19 protein-coding genes and 1 pseudogene are annotated in these 16628 nt (G+C 71.7%); 15 read left to right on the plus strand and 5 right to left on the minus strand.

The window, feature by feature from the left end; translation table 11 throughout:
• Positions 1–120: 120 nt before the first annotated feature.
• The 8 genes from AB0B57_RS34660 to AB0B57_RS34695 all read left to right on the plus strand — a co-directional run bounded on the left by AB0B57_RS34660 (position 121) and on the right by AB0B57_RS34695 (position 5038).
• Positions 121–549, plus strand: a complete 429-nt coding sequence (locus AB0B57_RS34660) for a RidA family protein (protein WP_357079907.1) — start codon at positions 121–123, stop codon at positions 547–549.
• Positions 546–1070: a 3-hydroxyanthranilate 3,4-dioxygenase gene (locus AB0B57_RS34665; protein WP_357079910.1), complete on the plus strand. Its 525-nt coding sequence runs from the start codon at positions 546–548 to the stop codon at positions 1068–1070. Before AB0B57_RS34660 ends, AB0B57_RS34665 begins: the two co-directional genes overlap by 4 nt.
• Positions 1070–2080, plus strand: coding sequence for an amidohydrolase family protein (locus AB0B57_RS34670; protein WP_357079913.1), 1011 nt, complete (start codon positions 1070–1072; stop codon positions 2078–2080). Before AB0B57_RS34665 ends, AB0B57_RS34670 begins: the two co-directional genes overlap by 1 nt.
• 28 nt (positions 2081–2108) lie before the next feature.
• The gene (locus AB0B57_RS34675; RefSeq protein WP_357079915.1) at positions 2109–2327 is read left to right on the plus strand and encodes a type II toxin-antitoxin system VapB family antitoxin; all 219 of its coding nucleotides are present in this window, start codon (positions 2109–2111) and stop codon (positions 2325–2327) included.
• Complete coding sequence (locus AB0B57_RS34680; RefSeq protein ID WP_357079918.1) at positions 2324–2752, plus strand: PIN domain-containing protein; 429 nt, start codon at positions 2324–2326, stop codon at positions 2750–2752. Before AB0B57_RS34675 ends, AB0B57_RS34680 begins: the two co-directional genes overlap by 4 nt.
• Before the next feature lie 56 nt (positions 2753–2808).
• Entirely contained in the window at positions 2809–4272 is a 1464-nt protein-coding gene (locus tag AB0B57_RS34685) for an amidase (protein ID WP_357079921.1), read from the plus strand.
• 75 nt (positions 4273–4347) lie between these two features.
• Positions 4348–4644 carry a hypothetical protein gene (locus AB0B57_RS34690; protein WP_357080033.1) on the plus strand — a complete coding sequence of 99 codons (297 nt, stop codon included), beginning with the start codon at positions 4348–4350 and terminating at the stop codon, positions 4642–4644.
• The gene (locus AB0B57_RS34695; RefSeq protein ID WP_357079924.1) at positions 4631–5038 is read left to right on the plus strand and encodes a DUF5130 family protein; all 408 of its coding nucleotides are present in this window, start codon (positions 4631–4633) and stop codon (positions 5036–5038) included. The genes AB0B57_RS34690 and AB0B57_RS34695 overlap by 14 nt, the downstream gene beginning before the upstream one ends.
• Before the next feature lie 343 nt (positions 5039–5381).
• Here AB0B57_RS34695 and AB0B57_RS34700 read toward each other — a convergent pair whose 3' ends face one another.
• Both AB0B57_RS34700 and pepN read right to left on the minus strand, forming a co-directional pair.
• Positions 5382–5945: a Uma2 family endonuclease gene (locus AB0B57_RS34700; protein WP_357079927.1), complete on the minus strand. Its 564-nt coding sequence runs from the start codon at positions 5943–5945 to the stop codon at positions 5382–5384.
• Positions 5946–6033: 88 nt separating this feature from the next.
• Positions 6034–8583, minus strand: coding sequence for an aminopeptidase N (gene pepN, locus AB0B57_RS34705; RefSeq protein WP_357079930.1), 2550 nt, complete (start codon positions 8581–8583; stop codon positions 6034–6036).
• A 223-nt stretch (positions 8584–8806) separates the two neighbouring features.
• Here pepN and AB0B57_RS34710 point away from each other — a divergent pair, with 223 nt between their 5' ends.
• From AB0B57_RS34710 to AB0B57_RS34725, 4 genes are all read left to right on the plus strand, one after another.
• Entirely contained in the window at positions 8807–9433 is a 627-nt protein-coding gene (locus AB0B57_RS34710) for a disulfide bond formation protein DsbA (RefSeq protein ID WP_357079933.1), read from the plus strand.
• 178 nt (positions 9434–9611) lie between these two features.
• Positions 9612–10160, plus strand: a complete 549-nt coding sequence (locus AB0B57_RS34715; protein WP_357079936.1) for a hypothetical protein — start codon at positions 9612–9614, stop codon at positions 10158–10160.
• Between the two features lie 79 nt (positions 10161–10239).
• Positions 10240–11439: a DUF1015 family protein gene (locus AB0B57_RS34720; RefSeq protein ID WP_357079939.1), complete on the plus strand. Its 1200-nt coding sequence runs from the start codon at positions 10240–10242 to the stop codon at positions 11437–11439.
• Positions 11440–11527: 88 nt separating this feature from the next.
• Positions 11528–11995 carry a ribose-5-phosphate isomerase gene (locus tag AB0B57_RS34725; protein WP_357079942.1) on the plus strand — a complete coding sequence of 156 codons (468 nt, stop codon included), beginning with the start codon at positions 11528–11530 and terminating at the stop codon, positions 11993–11995.
• Between the two features lie 8 nt (positions 11996–12003).
• Here AB0B57_RS34725 and AB0B57_RS34730 read toward each other — a convergent pair whose 3' ends face one another.
• Positions 12004–12348, minus strand: a complete 345-nt coding sequence (locus AB0B57_RS34730; protein ID WP_357079945.1) for a hypothetical protein — start codon at positions 12346–12348, stop codon at positions 12004–12006.
• 140 nt (positions 12349–12488) lie between these two features.
• On the opposite strand from AB0B57_RS34730, the gene AB0B57_RS34735 reads away from it, so the two are divergent.
• The 3 genes and pseudogenes from AB0B57_RS34735 to AB0B57_RS34745 all read left to right on the plus strand — a co-directional run.
• Complete coding sequence (locus tag AB0B57_RS34735) at positions 12489–13034, plus strand: hypothetical protein (RefSeq protein ID WP_357079948.1); 546 nt, start codon at positions 12489–12491, stop codon at positions 13032–13034.
• Positions 12995–13483 (plus strand): hypothetical protein, encoded by a 489-nt coding sequence (locus tag AB0B57_RS34740; RefSeq protein WP_357079951.1) that lies wholly within the window; start codon positions 12995–12997, stop codon positions 13481–13483. The genes AB0B57_RS34735 and AB0B57_RS34740 overlap by 40 nt, the downstream gene beginning before the upstream one ends.
• A gap of 46 nt (positions 13484–13529) precedes the next feature.
• Positions 13530–13757 (plus strand): annotated as a pseudogene (locus AB0B57_RS34745) (AbfB domain-containing protein); the annotation flags it as partial.
• Positions 13758–13788: 31 nt separating this feature from the next.
• Here the strand turns inward: AB0B57_RS34745 and AB0B57_RS34750 are convergent.
• Positions 13789–15000 (minus strand): glycosyltransferase family 4 protein, encoded by a 1212-nt coding sequence (locus AB0B57_RS34750; protein ID WP_357079954.1) that lies wholly within the window; start codon positions 14998–15000, stop codon positions 13789–13791.
• 31 nt (positions 15001–15031) lie between these two features.
• Positions 15032–16138 (minus strand): YbhN family protein, encoded by a 1107-nt coding sequence (locus AB0B57_RS34755; RefSeq protein ID WP_357079957.1) that lies wholly within the window; start codon positions 16136–16138, stop codon positions 15032–15034.
• Positions 16139–16628: the final 490 nt, after the last annotated feature.

Raw genomic sequence — 16628 nt, forward strand, 5'->3', positions numbered from 1 at the left:
GGGGGTTCCGGGCAGCCCGACCGGCTCCGGGCGGTCAGGCTTGATCCCTGCGCCGGTCGGGCTGCCCGGAACCCCTGACCTGGTTGGGGTCCGCGTCGCCGTGCCGGGTGGGGGTGGGTCATGAGTGGGGTCGCGCGGGTGGTGGCCGGGAAGGCGACTCCGCGGGGGGCTTTTCCGCACGTCAAGGTGGCGGGTGGGTTCGTCTTCGTCTCCGGTACGTCGTCGCGGCGGCCGGACAACACGTTCGCCGGTGTGTCGGTCGACGAGTTCGGTACGACGAACCTCGACATCCGGGTGCAGACGCGGGCGGTCATCGAGAACGTGCGGGACCTGCTGCGGTCGGTCGGCGCGGACCTCGGCGACCTCGTGCAGGTGAGCACCTACCTGGTCAACATGAACGACTTCGGTGGCTACAACGAGGTGTGGGCGGAGTTCTTCGACGCGTCCGGGCCGACCCGCACGACGGTGGCGGTGCACCAGTTGCCGCACCCGCACCTGCTCATCGAAATCCAGGCCGTGGCCCTTCTCCCCTCCGGAGGTCAGTCGTGAGTGAGATCGCCGAGCCGTTCAGCTTTCCGGGCTGGATCGCGGACAACCAGCACCTGTTGAAGCCACCGGTGGGCAACAAGGAGATGTTCCCCGGCGGGGACGACTTCATCGTGATGGTGGTGGGCGGGCCCAACCAGCGCACCGACTTCCACGTGGACCCGTACGAGGAGTTCTTCTACCAGGTCAAGGGCAACATGCATATCAACCTGATGACCCCGGAAGGGCCGCGTACGGTGCACGTGCGCGAGGGCCAGATGTGGATGTTGCCGCGCAACACCCCGCACTCGCCGCAGCGCCCGGAGGCCGGCTCGATCGGCGTGGTCGTGGAGCGGGTCCGCGAGGAGGGCACCCTGGAGACCTTCCAGTGGTACTGCCCCGAGTGCGGGCACCGGGTGCACGAGGTGGAGTTGCAGGTCCGCGACATCGCGGCCGACCTGCCGCCGGTGTTCCAGGCGTTCTACGCCGACGAGGCCGCCCGCACCTGCGCCAACTGCGGCACCCTGCACCCGGGCAAGGGCTGATGCCGGCAGGCGTGGTCGACGTGCACACGCACGTCGTACCGAAGGGCTGGCCGGACCTCGGCGCGGCGTGCGGCGGGTCCGGTTGGCCCTGGTTGCGGGTCGACTCCGAGCGCGCCGCCATGATCATGGTGGGGGAGGCGGAGTTCCGCCCGGTCGGCGCCGAGTGTTGGGACGCGTCGCGCCGGCTGGCCGACATGGACGCCGACGGCGTGGCCGTGCAGGTGGTTTCGCCGACGCCTGTCTTCTTCAGCTACGACCGTCCGGCCGACCAGGCGGTGAAGGTCGCGCGGATCTTCAACGACCTGACCCTGGAGGTCACCGCGGCCGGGGGCGACCGACTGGTGCCGTTCTGCCAGGTGCCGCTCCAGGACCCGGACGCCGCCTGCGCCGAGCTGGATCGCAGCCTGGCCGCCGGGCACGTCGGCGTGGAGATCGGCAACCATGTCGGCGACCGGGACCTGGACGACGCCGGGGTGGTCACCTTCCTGCAACACTGCGCCGAGGTGGGCGCGCCGGTGTTCGTGCACCCGTGGGACATGCCGGGCGGTCCGCGCCTGGACCGGTGGATGGCCCGGTGGCTCACCGGGATGCCCGCCGAGACGCACCTGTCGGTGCTGGCGATGATCCTGGGTGGCGTCTTCGACCGGGTGCCGGAGACGCTGCGGATCTGCTTCGCGCACGGTGGCGGCAGCTTCCCGTTCTGGCTCGGCCGTGCCGACAACGCCTGGCACCGCCGTGGCGACCTGGTCCGTGGCGCGTCCGCCGCCCCGCCCAGCAGCTACCTCGACAGGTTCAGCGTCGACTCGGTGGTCTTCGCGGCGCCCGCGCTGCGGCTGCTCGTCGACACGCTGGGGGAGGACCGGGTGCTGGTCGGCAGCGACTACCCGTACCCGCTGGGCGAACGCCCGGCCGGCGCGGTGGTCCGCGACGCCGACTTCCTCACCGACACCCAGCGCGACAAGCTGCTCTCGGCCAACGCCCTGCGCTTCCTCGGCGAGTCGGCTATATAACGAAAGACTTCGCGGATATACTCGGCGCATGAAGACTGTTATCGATCTTGACGATGAACTGCTCGACCGGGCCCGCCTTGAGCTCGGCACCAAGAGCAAGAAGGACACCATCCATGCCGCGTTGCGGCTCGTCGCGGAGCGCAGCGAGCGGATGGAGGCCATCCGGGAGCTGATTTCGATCAACCGGGATTGGACCGGCCTGCTCGAGGACGACAAGACACCGCGCGGGGAACAGGACGCCGCGTGAACCTGCCGGTTGGGCTGTACCTCATTGACACGTCGGCCTGGAGTCGCGTCCGTCAGCCGATCGCCGGCAAGCGGATCATGACCATCCTCGGGGAACAGCTCGCGGCGACCTGCGTGCCGCTCGACCTCGAAGACGGGCGGAGCGCCCGCGACTTCCGGGATGCCATGACGATACGCGCGCGCCGCGCGGAGCTGATGATCGACCTTCCGATCACTCAGGCCGTGGCGACCAGGGCGCGCGATCTGCAACTGGCGCTGACGGCACGCGGTCACCATCGGGCGGCCAGCCCCGTCGATGTCCTGGTGGCGGCAGCCGCTGCCGAATACTCCGCGATCGTCCTGCACTACGACCGGGACTTCGATCTGATCAGTGACGTCGGTGGGCCGCGCAGTGAATGGGTGGCGCCTGCGGGCACGCTCAGCTGATCCGGGGACGTCGTGTCGGAGGCCGCCAGCCGGTCAAGAGCGGGCAGGATGAGGACATGGCCGAGCCGCACGACCTGACCGCGTTGGAGCAGGCCGCCGCGATCGCCCAAGGCGAGCTGTCCAGCGTCGACCTGGTCGAGCACGCTCTGCGCCGGGTGGCGGCGCTCGGCGACACCGTCGGCGCGTTCGTCACCGTCACCGAGGACCTCGCCCGGCAGGCCGCCCGCGCCGCCGACGCCGTGCCGGCCGAGGCACGCGGTCCGCTGCACGGTGTGCCGACCGCGATCAAGGACCTGACGCTCACCGCCGAGGTCCGCACCACCTTCGGCTCGGCCGCGTTCGTCGACTTCGTCCCGCCGGTCGACGCCGACGTGGTCCGGTTCATCAAGGCCGCCGGCCTGGTCAGCCTCGGCAAGACGACCACCTCCGAGTTGGGCAGCTCGCTCTACTCCGAGGGCCGGGTCGCGCCCCCGGCCCGCAACCCGTGGCAACTGGCGTACACCGCCGGTGGCTCCAGCGGCGGCGCGGCGGCGGCGGTCGCGGCCGGCCTGGTCACGGTCGCCCAGGGCTCCGACGGCGGCGGCTCCCTGCGCATCCCGGCGTCGCTCTGCGGCCTCGTCGGCTACAAGCCCAGCCGTGGCCTGGTCTCCGGTGGGCCGCTCGGCTTCGGCGCGTTCGGCCTGCCCACCAGCGGCCCGCTCGGGCGGACCGTCACCGACGTCGCCGCGCTGCTCGACGTCATGGCCGTGCCGGTCCCCGGCGAGCCCTACCTGCCGCCGACCGCGCCGCCGGGCGGCTACCTGGCCGCCGCGCGCCGCGCCGAGCCCGGCCGGCTGCGGATCGGCCGGTTCACCACGCCGATGCTCGCCGACGAGCCGGTGCATCCCGACTGCGTGGCCGCCGTGGACCGGGCCGCCGCGCTGCTCACCGCGGCCGGGCACGAGGTGGTCGAGGTGACACCGCCGCTCGGGCCGGCGGCGTGGCCGCTGTTCGAGATCCTCTGGTACGTGCTGGCGCTCACCCCGGTGCCGCCACAGCGGGAGGCGGAGCTGCTGCCGCTGACCCGGTGGCTGCGGGCCCGGGGCGCCGAGATCTCCGCCGGCACCCTGGCCGCCACTCTCGGGGAGTTGCAGGCGCAGGTCCGTCTCGGTGCCCGGCGCACCGCCGGATGCGACCTGCTGCTCTGTCCCACCCTGGCCGCCCCGCAGGCACCCGTCGGCTGGTTCACCGCCGATGGTGACCCGGCGGCCGACTTCGACAGGCAACGCCGCTTCTCGCCCTACTGCGCCATCTTCAACGTCACCGGCGATCCCAGCGTCTCCCTGCCGATGGGCACCACGAGCGACGGCCTGCCCGTCGGGGTGCTGCTCACCGGCCGGTACGGCGACGACACGCGGCTCATCGCGACCGCTGCGCAACTGGAACACTCCAGTGACGGATGGGATCGGCACCCCGCAATCTGGCGGGCCGTCGACTCCGCTAACGTGAATGGTGACGGCGTCGGGCGGTCGACATCATGATCGTCCATCCGGCCCGGTTGTTCGAGGTCGTCCTTCTTCCGCCTGGGGGCGTTGGGATTGTCTGTTACCGAGACGTTGCTGGTCTTCGTCGGCATCCCGTTGGCCGCGGTGCTGGTCATCGCCGGCCTGTCGTACGCCGGTAGCCACGGTGGTGCCACCGGCGGTGGCGGTAGCGCCAAGCGCTACCGGCCGGGCCGGCCCTTCGACTTCACTCCGGTCTGGTTCCTGGGCCGCCCGGAGCAGCTGGCCGACTCGGCCGGCACCGCGCTGGAAGCAGGGGCGCAGGCGCCCGCGCTGACCAGCCACAAGCTCGAGCAGGCCAGCGTCGAGGCGCCGGCCGGTGGAACCGGAGGCGCAAGTGACCGTTGGTGAGAAGCAGGCCGGGTCGGGAAATCCGCCCGAGGTGCTGGACGGGCCCTTCTCGACCCGCCAGCTGCTGCGCATCGACGAGGCGCTACGCCTGGCCGACAAGGGCACCGGGCTGGTCTTCTCGGTCTTCGTCGGCGGTCTCGACGAGCCGATCCGCGAGCACGCCCAGCGGCTGCACCGTCAGCTCGCCGACCCCGACAAGTCGGTGCTGATCGCCGTGTCGCCCAACCAGCGCCAGCTGGAGATCATCACCGGGCGGTACGCGCGCAAGCGCATCCCCGACACGTACGCCAAGCTGGCCGCGCTCTCCATGGCAGGGGCGTTCAGCGGCGGCGACCTGGCCGGCGGCATCATCAACGGCCTCGACCAGCTCGCCAGCCACGCCGGCAAGGGCTGAGCCGCTGCCCGTACGACTCGCAAGATCGCCCTCGATCCAGGAAATAGGGGCCTCGGCTACGGCTGAGGCCCCTATTTCCACGTCAACACCGTTGCGTTAGGTGGAACGGCTGTTCGTCGACCAGCACTGCCTCGCCGATCATGGAGTTGTGGTGGGTAACAGAACGCCCGTAAAACCCCCAAAGTCGGCACCACAACTCCATGATCGCCAAGCCGGGCCCAGATCGGGCACTTCCTGTCCCGGGTCGACCCGCCGGCTACAGCCCTAACGCAACGGCGTTGATTTCCACGTTCGAGCACGATCTTCCGAGGTGGTGGCCCGGTGCTGGCGTGTGTGAGCTGGTTCAGCGCGGCCAGGCGCTCGGATCCAACCTCATCGTCCACGGCTCGTCCACTGTCACCGCGTCGTTCGGGCCGATAGTGCCCAGCAGCTCGTAATGGTCGCCCTCGCCGAGCCGATAGCGGTAGATCACCGGGCCGAAGTCGCCTCGCTCCACCCGCCAGTAGTGCGGGATACCCGCCTCCGCGTAGAGGGCGGGTTTGGTGAAGCGATCGTGGCGGCGGCTCCCCGTCGACTCGACTTCCAGGACGAGCGCGATGTTCTTGGGTTCGGCCCACATTCGCCCGCGCGGTGCGCTTGGTAGCAACACCGTCAGATCGGGGATGAGAATACCGCCGGGGACCTGCACCCCGATCTCCCGAATCACCCGCCAACCGGCGGGGGCCGACTGGCGAATCGCCATGCGAATCTCGTCCGCCAGCTCATGGTGCTCTGGCCCGGCCGGGGGAGTCACGTGCAGGCTCCCGTCGATGATCTCGTAGCGGTTACCGTCGGCAGGTAGGTCGAACAGATCCTGCTCGCGCCAGCCCCGATCCGGGGGCCGCCACTCGTAGGTCGGCTGGGCCATCACGTCCACCTCCTCTCGCAACCATAATGGCCCGGTGCCGGCGAGGATTCGCGTCCACGCCGGCACCGGGCCGCGTACTCCCTGCTGGTCAGCTCTGCTGCGCGTCCTTCGCGCGGGCCTTGAGCGCCCGCACGACGCCGTCGCGGCCCTCGGCAACCAGCCGGCGCAGCGGGCCGGGATGCCCGTCACCGGCCAGCCACGCGTCGGTGGCCGCCACCGTGTCGTCCTCCACCAGGTAGGTCGGGTACGCCAGTTGCGCGAACTCCTGCGCGGGCTCGCTGTCCCGGGTGGCCCACACCTGGCTGACCGCCGCGAAGTACCGCTCCCGGTAGGGCGCGACCAGGTCCACCTGCGCCGGGTGGGCGAGGCCCTGCAACAGCGCCCGGTGCCGCCAGTTGGGCAGGGCGTCCGGGCCCGTCAGCAACGCCCAGACAGCCGCCTTGTTGTCTGCCGTCGGCACCAGCGCGTGCGCGTACGCCGCCTCCCGCTCGCCGCTGGCGGTGCGGTCACCAGCCAGTTCGGCTTCGATCTCGGCGGCACCGGCCGCGCCGTTGGCCACCAGCGCGGCGAGCACCGACCAGCGCAGCTCGGTGTCCACGGTCAGCCCGGCCGGCGCACCCGTGCCGTCCAGCCAGCCGCGCAGCGTGGCCAGGTCCTCCTCGGAGCGGGCCGCCGAGGTGAACGCACGCGCCCAGGCGAGCTGGAACCCGCTGCCGGGCTCCGCGCTGGCGAGCGCGTCCCGGGCGGTCCGGGCCAGGTCGGCCCAGCCGGTCGGCGCCCAGGCCGGGTCGGCGTAGAGGACGAGCGCGGTGGTCGCCTGCCGCAGGGTGGCGGTGACCAGGTTGATGTCGGTCTCGGCGGGCAGCCCGCTCAGCGTGAGCGCCACGTAGTCGCGGGCGGACAGCTCCGCGTCGCGGATCATGTCCCATGCGGCGGTCCAGCACAGTGCCCGCGCCAGCGACGACTCGAAGCCACCGATGTGCTGCACCACTGTCGCCATCGAACTGTCGTCGAGGCGCAGCTTGGTGTAGCTCAGGTCGTCGTCGTTGAGCAGCAGCACGTCGGCGGCCCGGACACCGCGCAGCTCGGCGAGGTCGGTCCGCTCGCCTGTCACGTCCACCTCGTGCCGCTCGCGGCGCACCAGCCGCCCGTCGGTCAGGTCGTACAGGCCCACGCCGATCCGGTGCGTGCGCAGCGTCGGGTACGCCGTCGGCGCCTCCTGCCGCACCACCACCTGCTCGTACGTGCCGTCCGCGCCGATCGTCACCTCCGGCCGCAGCGTGTTGACCTGCGCGGTCTCCAGCCACTGCGCGGCGAACTTGCGCAGCTCCCGGCCGGACGCGGCCTCCAACTCGGTGAGCAGGTCGTCGAAGGTGGCGTTGCCCCAGGCGTGCTTGCCGAAGTAGGCCCGCAGCCCGGCGACGAACGGCTCCTCACCCACGTACGCGACGAGCTGCTTGAGCACGCTCGCGCCCTTGGCGTAGGTGATGCCGTCGAAGTTGACCTCGACGGCCTCCATGTCCGGCATCTCGGTGTAGACCGGGTGGGTGGAGGAGAGCTGGTCCTGCCGGTAGCCCCAGTTCTTGCGGATGGACAGGAACGTCGTCCACGCCTCGGTGAACCGGGTCGCGTTGGTGTTGCACCAGTGGCTGGCCCACTCGGCGAACGACTCGTTCAGCCACAGGTCGTTCCACCAGCGCATGGTGACCAGGTCACCGAACCACATGTGGGCCAGCTCGTGCAGGATCGTGTTGGCCCGCTGCTCGTACTCGAAGTCGGTGACCTGCGAGCGGAACAGGTAGTGCGACTCGGCGTGCGTCACGCAGCCGAAATTCTCCATCGCGCCGGCGTTGAAGTCGGGCACCCAGAGCTGGTCGTACTTCGGTAGCGGGTAGCGCACGCCGAACTTCTCGTGGAAGAAGTCGAAGCCCTGCTTGGTGATCAGAAACATGTCGTCGGAGTCCAGGTACGGTGCCATCGACGCCCGGCAGAACGCCCCCAGGTCGATGCCGTCGTGGCTGTCGCGCACCTCGTGGTACGGCCCGGCGCACATCGCCGTGATGTAGGTGCTCATCCGGGGCGACTCGGTGAAGTGCAGCGTCTTGAGCGACTCACCCGCCGGCTCCTCGCGCTGCACCGGCATGTTGGACACGGCCCGCCAGTGCGCCGGCACGGTGGCGTGCCAGGTGTAGACGCTCTTCAGGTCGGGCTGGTCGAAGCAGGCGAACACCCGCTGCGCGTCGGCGGTCTCGAACTGGCTGTAGAGGTAGGTCTCGCCGTCCACCGGGTCGACCGTGCGGTGCAGGCCCTGCCCACTGTTGGAGTAGGCGAAGTCGGCGTCGACCACCAGGGTGTTGTCGCTGTCCAGGCCGGACAGGACCAGGCCCTTCTCGGCGGACCAGTCGGAGAGGTCGACAGGCGTGCCGTTGAGCGTCGCGGACCGCACCGACTCGGCGGCCAACTCGATGAAGGTGCTCGCACCCGGCTCGGAGCAGCGGAACCGGACCTCGGTCGTCGACCGGAACGTGCGGCCGTCGGCCGCCAGCACGGCGCTGGACAGGTCCAGACTGATGTCATACCCCGTCACGTTGAGCAGGCGGGCCCGCTCGGTCGCCTCGACCTGCGTCAGGTTGCGCACTCCCGGCACTGTTTGTCTCCATCCCACATGTCGCCGTACGCCCGGCGGCGCCCGTTCGCCTACCGCTCGTGACGGCTGGCCCGATTCGAGTGTTCCATGTACGGGCAGCCCGCGGTGGCCGAGGTCACGCTCTCATCCGGGTGCCGGTCGATGCACTGCGGGGTGAAGATTCTCCGGAGACGCCGACCGCCGCCGGCGCCACCCGTCGCGAAGGGATCCCACCGTGACCGAACGTGTCACCGCCGACATGTGGTTCGACCCGGCCTGCCCGTGGGCGTGGATCACCTCCCGTTGGCTGCTTGAGGTCGAGCAGATCCGGGACGTGGACATCCGCTTCCACGTGATGAGCCTGTCCGTGCTCAACGACGGCCGGGACGAGCTGCCCGAGGATTACCAGGAGTTCCTGAAGACCGCCTGGGGCCCGGTGCGGGTCTGCATCGCCGCCGAGCAGCGGTACGGCAACGAAGTCCTGCGCCCGCTCTACACCGCGCTCGGCACCCGGATCCACCTGGGCAAGGAGGAGCGGCGCCACGAGCTCTACGTCGCCGCGTTGACCGACGCCGGCCTGGACCCGGCGCTGGCCGCGGCCGCCGAGAGCACCGACTACGACGAGGCGCTGCGGGCCAGCCACGAGGCCGGCATGCGCCCGGTCGGGCAGGACGTCGGCACGCCTGTCGTGCACGCGCCCGGCCCGGACGGCAGCCCGGTCGCGTTCTTCGGCCCGGTGATCACCCCGGCCCCGAAGGGTGAGGCCGCCGGTCGGCTCTGGGACGGTGTGCTGCTGGTCGCCGGCACCCCGGGCTTCTACGAGCTCAAGCGCACCCGAGAGCAGGGCCCGATCTTCGACTGAGACATGCGCGCGGGGCTCCCCTGTCAACGCCGGACGATGGCAGGGGAGCGCTCGGTCGGCGTGTCGCGGGTCGGCGCGCCTGCCCCGTCACCGGGAGACCGCCGGGCTCGTTGGCCTGCATGTCCGCCGCAGCGACCCGCAGGAGGGCCGCACCCCGCAGTTCGTGGAGGCAATCCCGATGGCCAAGCACCGCGCGTCCGGTGACGATCAACTGACCCGGCCGGGGGTGATCGAGACACCCGGCGCGGCCTACTGGTCGGTCGACGACTCTCGCTGGCCGGCGGTCCGCCCCGACCTTCCCGCCCACGTGGCGGACCTGCTCGCCCCGCCCATCGTGGTCGGCGTGGCCCGGGTGCCGGTGACCTCCCGGTTGACCCCGGTCGTGCCGGTGGCACCGCAGCTCGCCGATCCCGCGCCGCCGGTCGGCGCGGCGATCGAGCCCGTGCCGGCTCCCGTCGCGGCGTCGGTTCCGGTCCTTCCGTCGGCCGCCGCGCCGGCCCAGCCCGCGCCGCCCCCACCGGCCCCGGCCGCCCCGCGTCCGGTGCCGACGCCGCCGCTGAGCCCGCGGCCCGTCCCGGCGCCGCCGCCCGATCGCCCGGTGCCGGGGCCGCCGGCATCACCTCGCCGCGCCGTGAACACCGGGCCGGCCGCGGCCGGTCGACGGGGCAACGCCGGACCGGCGGCGGCGGGCCGGCACCGGCGGGGCGCAACCGACCGCGCCAGCTGACCGGCTCGGCACTTTCATCTGGTGGACCCGGCGTGGGTCCCCGTCGGGGGCGACACCGCCGCCGGTAGCGTCAGCGGGCATGACGGTCGTGCATCCGATCTCCCGGGCGTGGGTCACCACTGGTGGCACCGGCGCGCAAAACTACGACGAGTTCGCCGACGACGCGGAGATCACCGCGATCATCGAGGCGAACCCGCACAGTGCTCTCGGCATCGAGATGCCGCATCGCGCCCCACAGAGCCTGGGCACGTCGTTCCTCGACGCACTGCCGGCCGCGGCGGCCCGCCTCGCCGAGGCGAAGGCCGACGGCAGTTACACCCCCGCCGAGCAGGTGGTGGTGCTCTACCGGATCAGCGCGCCCGGCGACGAGCCGGCGTACGGGCTGTTCGCGATGGTGGACACCGACCAGATCTCCACCCGGGCCGACGAGCCGGGCCTGGTCATCCGCAACGAGGACGTCTTCATCGCCAAGGTGCGCGAGCGGGTGGCGCTGGCCGAGGCGCTGGGTCACCTGCTCTCCCCCGTACTCCTGCTCCAGACCGGCCGGGGCGACGAGCTGCACGCCGCCCTCGCGGCGGCGACCGAGTCGGCCGGCGCGCCCGCCGCGACGGACACCGACCAGTCGGGCCGCACGCACGCCATCTGGCTGCTCGGCCCCGGCCCGGAGCAGACCACGCTGACCGGCCTCGCCGGTGGCGGGGAGCTGGTCGTCGCCGACGGTAACCACCGCAGCCTGGCCGCCCAGACCGGCGGTCTGCCGCGCTTCCTGGCCGTGGTCACCACGCCCGCGTCGGTGGCCATCCAGCCCTACAACCGGCTGGTCAGCGAGCTGACCACCATGCCGGCCGAGCTGCTCGACCGGCTGCGGGCGGCGGGCGCCGAGGTCACGCCGATCGACGGCCCGGTCGAGGTCCCGGCGGCCGGCGGCACCGTGCACCTCCGCCTCGGCGACCAGGGGTACGCGGTACGCCTGCCCGCCACGGCCGCGGGCGACCTGGAAAACCTGGACCACGCGCTTGTCGAGCGGCTGCTGCTGCGCGACGCGCTCGGTCTGGACCCGGGCGACAAGCGGATCACCTACGTCGGCGGCGACTACCCGGCGAGCTGGCTCACCGGTGAGGTCGACGCCGGGCGGGCCGAGCTGGCGATCCTGATCGCCCCGGTGACCGTGGCGGACTTCGTCGCGGTGAACCTGGCCCGGGAGAAGATGCCTCGCAAGAGCACCTGGTTCACCCCGAAGGCCCGCGGCGGTCTGGTCGTCGCGGAGCTGCCCCGCTGAGCGGTCGCGCACCCGACCGTGTGACGAACCCGGCTCTCCGACGCCGCCCGCGCGACGTCGGAGAGCGCGGCCTGAGAGACTGCGCGGTATGCGCGTCTACCTGGGATCCGATCATGCCGGTTTCGAGTTGAAGGTGCACCTGGCCAACCACCTGGCCAAGCAGGGGTACGACGTGGTCGACGTCGGCCCGCACGGTTACGACCCGGACGACGACTACCCGACGTTCTGCCTGCACACCGGCGACCAGGTGGTGGCCGACGAGACGGGCCTCGGAGTGGTCATCGGCGGGTCCGGCAACGGTGAGCAGATCGCCGCGAACAAGGTCGCCGGGGTCCGCGCGGCGCTGGCCTGGAGCGTGGAGACCGCCCAGCTCGCCCGCCAGCACAACGACGCCAACGTGATCGCGATCGGTGCCCGTCAGCACACCCTGGACGACGCCACCGGCATCGTCGAGGCGTTCCTGAACACGCCGTTCTCCGGCAACGAGCGGCACGCCCGTCGGATCGCCCAGGTGGCCGACTACGAGAAGACCCGGCAGTTGCCCGAGCTGCCCTGACCGTGGGGTCAGCGCGGCGAGCGGGGCAGCTCCTCGCGGGGCACCCAGTTGCGTCGGACGACCACCACCCGGGCCTCCGCCTCGGCCAGGTCGTCGTCGGTGGGTCGGGCCGCGTCCCGGGCCCGTAGCGCGGCGCTGAGCCCCACCTGGGACGAACCGGAACCGACCAACCCGCGCAGCCCCCGCTCGCCGTCGCGCTCGTCGCCGCCGGAGTTCCGGCGGCGCGGGGACGGGTCGTCACCGTCGTGCACACCCGTGGTGCTGGCCGTCGGGCTGTCGGTGCTCCGACCGGCCGTCTCGGGGTCGGGGTGGTGGTGGCGCAGCCGTCGCCGTCGTCGGTCGGGGTCACCCATCAGCCGACCGTACCCTGCCCGGCGGGGGATTCGGCACTGTCGTGCCGGTCCGTGTCCCGGGCGGGGTCGGCGACCGGTTTGCCGGCTGGTTACCCTCGAATTCAGGCGGTGGCGATGCCGTCGGTCAGGGGGAGGACGAGATGGCAGACCAGACGCAGCCGTGGGCGGAGCGGACCGTGGAGGTGCCACCGCAGGCCGGCGTCGGGGTGCCGCCGCAGCGCGACGGGTTCCGCCGGGGCGTGGCTCCGGTGGGTCAGCCGCGCAGCCCGCGGACCGAGCCGTTCGGAGTGGTCGAGCAGGAGCCGACCGGCACCGGCTGGCCCGGTGAGCCGGCCCCACGCCGGCCGCTGAGCTGGCGGATGGCGCAGTTACGTCGCGGCGGTGAGTGGAGTGCGGCGGCCGGGCTCTTCGCGTTCGTGTGCTGGGGGATCTGGGCGCTCTCCGGCCAGGGTGACCTGAGCGGCCCGCTGCTGGTGCTGGTGCTCAGCCTGCTGGTGGCGGTCGGCCTGTTCGCCCTGTCCCGGCTGGTCGGCCGGATGGTGTGGGAGCGGCAACTCGGTCGGGTGCGGCGCAGCGCCCGGGGCGCCCACCTGGCGACCGCGGTGTTCCTCGTCGGCCTCGGCGTGGCGTGGCTGCAGCAGACCGAGTGGGTCGTCTCGGCCTGGAACTGGATCTCCTCGAACTGATCGTGGCCGCGTACGGGCGGGTCGGCTCGTCGCCGCCCGCCCGTACGCCCGGTCGCGGCCCGCCGCGACACCGGTCGTCTCCCCACCAGGCAAGGCTGCTGCTTACCCGGCCGGCCACGGTTCATCCGTGGCCGGCCGATCCGACTGTCACCCCGCTCTGGGCCGACCGGCAGCGGACGGCAACCGTGCTGCCGGCCGTCGTCGGCGAGCGGGTGCTCGTCGGGGACGGCACATCGGTGCGGCTGCTCGACGTGCGCGACGGCACCGAGGTATCCCGCTGGAGCCTGCTGGAAGCCCTGGTGGGAGGCGACGGACAGTGGCAGGCGTTCGTTGCGGCCGGCGCGGACCGGTTCCTGCTGCGCTGTGGGGCACGGACGCTGTGGCAGGTCCCGAAGAGCTGGGGCAGCCTCGCCCGCAGGGTCGCGTCGTGCGTGCAGGTCACCCGGTAGGTGTCGCCGGGCTTGACGGTGACCGGCTCCGCGTCGTCGAGGGCTCGCCGACGCGGGCAGCGAGTCGATCCAGTCGGTCAGCCACCCCGACCAGTATGTCCGGGTCGTCGGCGGGACGGTCCGCGTCGACCCGTTCGAACCCGGTTCCGGGTACGCCGGGCAGGCCAGTTTCCACCGGGTCCCCCGGGGACGGGGGGTATCGCTGCGACTGGCCGGCGACGCGGGCGCCTACCTGCGCCACGACCGGGGGCGGCTGACCGCCGGTCCCACCGCCGGCGCCCGCCCATCCTTCTTCTCAGCTGACCTCAAGGGTGCGTCACCGGCCACCCGGTGTCGACGAGTTCGCGCAGTTCCCGCAGGGCCGACGGCCAGGCATAGCCACGGACGAAGTCGTCCACCCGGAAGGAGGCGGCCTGGCCGTCGTCTCGCAGTTGACGGCGGATGGCGGCGACGAAGGAGCCGGTGTCCTGCCCGGTGATCGCGACGACGCCGGGTGGAAGGTCGACCAGACCGCTGGCGCCCACCGCCGTCGACACGACGCGTAGGCCACCGGCGACGTACTCGAGGATCTTGATCCTCGATCCGCCCCCTTCCAGCAGCGGCACGATGCCCACGGTCGCCTCCCGCATCAGCGTTCGTACCGTCTCCGGGTTCGGCACGAGGGAGACATTCGATGCGTTGCGGCAGAGTTCCGCGACGCCGGCCGAGGGATTCCGCCCGGCGACGACGAGTTCGATGCCCGGGACGTCGGAGACGAGCCGGCGCCAGGCCGGGCTGAGCAGCAACCAGCGCAGACCGTCGACGTTCGGTTTCCAGTCGAGGGCGGCGAGGAAGAGCAGCCGGTCCGGCCTCGAGATGGGCGCGACGGTGATCTGCTCTGGCCAGATGCCGTTGGTGCAGACGACGATCCGACGCGGGCCGTGGGGGGCCAGCAGTCGGCGATCGGCCTCCGTCGTCACCACAACGGGAAGATCGCGGGCGACGATTCGCTCCATCCGCCGCAGCAGCGCCACCTCGGCGCGCCACAGCGGGCGCTGCGCGTGGGGGACCTTTCGGGCCCGCTGCCGAACCAGGTCGGACTCGACGTTGTGCATGCTGACCAGGATCGGGCCGACCGTCTCCGGTAGGTGACGGGCCAGGCGCGCGATGTTGGTGTGGTCGATGACGCAGGCCCGGAAGCGATCGAACCGCCGCAGCGCGATCCGGAGGTTGCCGAGCAGGGCGGAACCGCTTTGCAGTACACCGCCGACGGTCTGGTATTTCGGGAGTGTCAGCAGATCCCGCAGCGCGTCGGCGACAGCCCGGCGTGGTCGGTGGACGGTGATCGTCTCGTACCCGGCGCCGTCGGGAAGAACATGGACGGCATCCGGGCACACCACGACGGTCGCGCCGCCTGCCGCGAGCACCCGGGCGATCGCGTCGGTTCGCAGCGTCGCACCGGAGTCGGGTGGTATGTGGAACTCCTTGGTGATCAGCAGAACTGGTGCCGCTGGCGACGTCAGGTCCGGAGGAGACATCGGCGCTCCAGGTCGGAAGGGACGGTCGGCGTCAGTGGGCGGTGGTACCGCCGAGTCGGGCTGGAGGTATCGGGTCGGTCTCACGGAACCGGTCGGTCTCGCCGACCTGGTCGGACTCAGCGCCGGTGAAGGGTCCGACGGCGGCGTGGGCGGCGCGGCGGCGCACCGCGAGGTGGGCCGCGAGCAGCCAACCCCCGCCCACGACGATCTCGCTCAGGGTGCAGATCAACCGGCTGGCCAGCGCCACCACCCCCGCGACCGGGAGCGGCAGCACCGTGGCGAGCGCGAGCACGAGGACCGCCTCGCGCACCCCGACCCCGTCCGGGACGATTACCACGAGGACACCGCTCACGGTGGCGAGGCTGAACGCCGCGACGCAGATCAGGTACGACCGGCCGGGCGGCGCGCCGGCCGCGACCGCCAGCAACCAGACGTGGTGCCCGGAGACCATCCAGGAGACGGTCTGCGCCCCGATCGCCCGACGCATCCCCCGGTCGGTGACCCGCATCGACGACGGACGGCGGAGCAGGCGTGCGACTGTACCCGCGGCCTGGTTGATCAGGCCGGGGAAGAGCAGGAAGGCGAGGACCGGCACCGCCGCCAGCACCAGCCACCAGGCCCGACCACCCAGGACGGCCGGTCCGGCCGCGGCACCGACGGTCAGTCCGCTGAGGTTGACGATGATCGTGCTGAACAGGAAGACCGCTGCCATCCGCACCGGCGGCACCCGTTCCATCCGACCCATCTGGATGATCGCCGGTAGCGCCCACAGCTTGCCCGGGATGAACTTGCTCAGGAAGGCCACGAAGAAGATCCGCGCCGACGCCCAGCCGCCGACCGGGCCCCCGATGTCCACCAGCAGCGCCCGCCAGGACAGCAGGCCGAGCACCAGTCCCACCGAGATCACCAGGAAGGAGGCGGCGAGCAGTAGGGCGAACCAGCCGGCGCTGTGCCCCTGCGCCAGGGTGCCGACCAGGGACCAGTCCTGATCGCGAAGGGCCACCACCGCGCCGACCAGCATCGCGACCACGAGCGCGGTGACGAGCACCCGGCCGAGCACGCGCCGCCAGGAGCCCGGCCGTCTGGCAGGCCGGGCCGCTTCGACAGGTGGGGGCACTCGCGCGTACGACGGGGTCACAGGTCGAGGTTAGGCGGGAAGGCTTGGCACCACCTTGGCCCGACGGGCGAGCGCGGCAAGGATCGGACATGCGGGCGGCGGGCGATCACACCGGTGCGGCTCGGAGCCTGCTCCGGCGGGAAGCCGCCGCGGCGCAAACACGGGACCGAATACCGCTTCTGCAAACAAAGTTAAGCGATAGGGAAAACGCCGGCGCACCGTGGACGCCGGACACGTCCGGAAGTAGGACGATGAGAGTCCCTAAGGAATGGTACATGACAATAGATTCCGCAGCGCACCCACCGAGCGGAGCAACGAAGCGGCGAGTGTGGGTGGCCACACCTGCACAGATAGCGCCCGGCATTCGACTTGTCGTCGGGACGGGTGCAAAACTGGTGATCATGGAAAAGAGTAAAATTTCGATGATCCCGATTCTGCCGACAAGGGAGGGATTGAGCACCCCCGCGGCGCCGACGCGGGCGGCATCCTCGATAAGGTGGAACAGGAAAGC

The organism is Micromonospora sp. NPDC049101, assembly GCF_040648675.1.
Taxonomy (GTDB): domain Bacteria; phylum Actinomycetota; class Actinomycetes; order Mycobacteriales; family Micromonosporaceae; genus Micromonospora.

What these genes read in the sequence shown, in the direction of transcription:
- AB0B57_RS34660 (WP_357079907.1), top strand. Translation starts at nt 121, where the DNA reads ATGAGTGGGGTCGCGCGGGTGGTGGCCGGGAAGGCGACTCCGCGGGGG.
- AB0B57_RS34670 (WP_357079913.1), top strand. Translation starts at nt 1,070, where the DNA reads ATGCCGGCAGGCGTGGTCGACGTGCACACGCACGTCGTACCGAAGGGC.
- AB0B57_RS34675 (WP_357079915.1), top strand. Translation starts at nt 2,109, where the DNA reads ATGAAGACTGTTATCGATCTTGACGATGAACTGCTCGACCGGGCCCGC.
- AB0B57_RS34685 (WP_357079921.1), top strand. Translation starts at nt 2,809, where the DNA reads ATGGCCGAGCCGCACGACCTGACCGCGTTGGAGCAGGCCGCCGCGATC.
- AB0B57_RS34700 (WP_357079927.1), bottom strand. Translation starts at nt 5,945, where the DNA reads ATGGCCCAGCCGACCTACGAGTGGCGGCCCCCGGATCGGGGCTGGCGC.
- AB0B57_RS34715 (WP_357079936.1), top strand. Translation starts at nt 9,612, where the DNA reads ATGGCCAAGCACCGCGCGTCCGGTGACGATCAACTGACCCGGCCGGGG.
- AB0B57_RS34720 (WP_357079939.1), top strand. Translation starts at nt 10,240, where the DNA reads ATGACGGTCGTGCATCCGATCTCCCGGGCGTGGGTCACCACTGGTGGC.
- AB0B57_RS34725 (WP_357079942.1), top strand. Translation starts at nt 11,528, where the DNA reads ATGCGCGTCTACCTGGGATCCGATCATGCCGGTTTCGAGTTGAAGGTG.
- AB0B57_RS34730 (WP_357079945.1), bottom strand. Translation starts at nt 12,348, where the DNA reads ATGGGTGACCCCGACCGACGACGGCGACGGCTGCGCCACCACCACCCC.
- AB0B57_RS34735 (WP_357079948.1), top strand. Translation starts at nt 12,489, where the DNA reads ATGGCAGACCAGACGCAGCCGTGGGCGGAGCGGACCGTGGAGGTGCCA.
- AB0B57_RS34750 (WP_357079954.1), bottom strand. Translation starts at nt 15,000, where the DNA reads ATGTCTCCTCCGGACCTGACGTCGCCAGCGGCACCAGTTCTGCTGATC.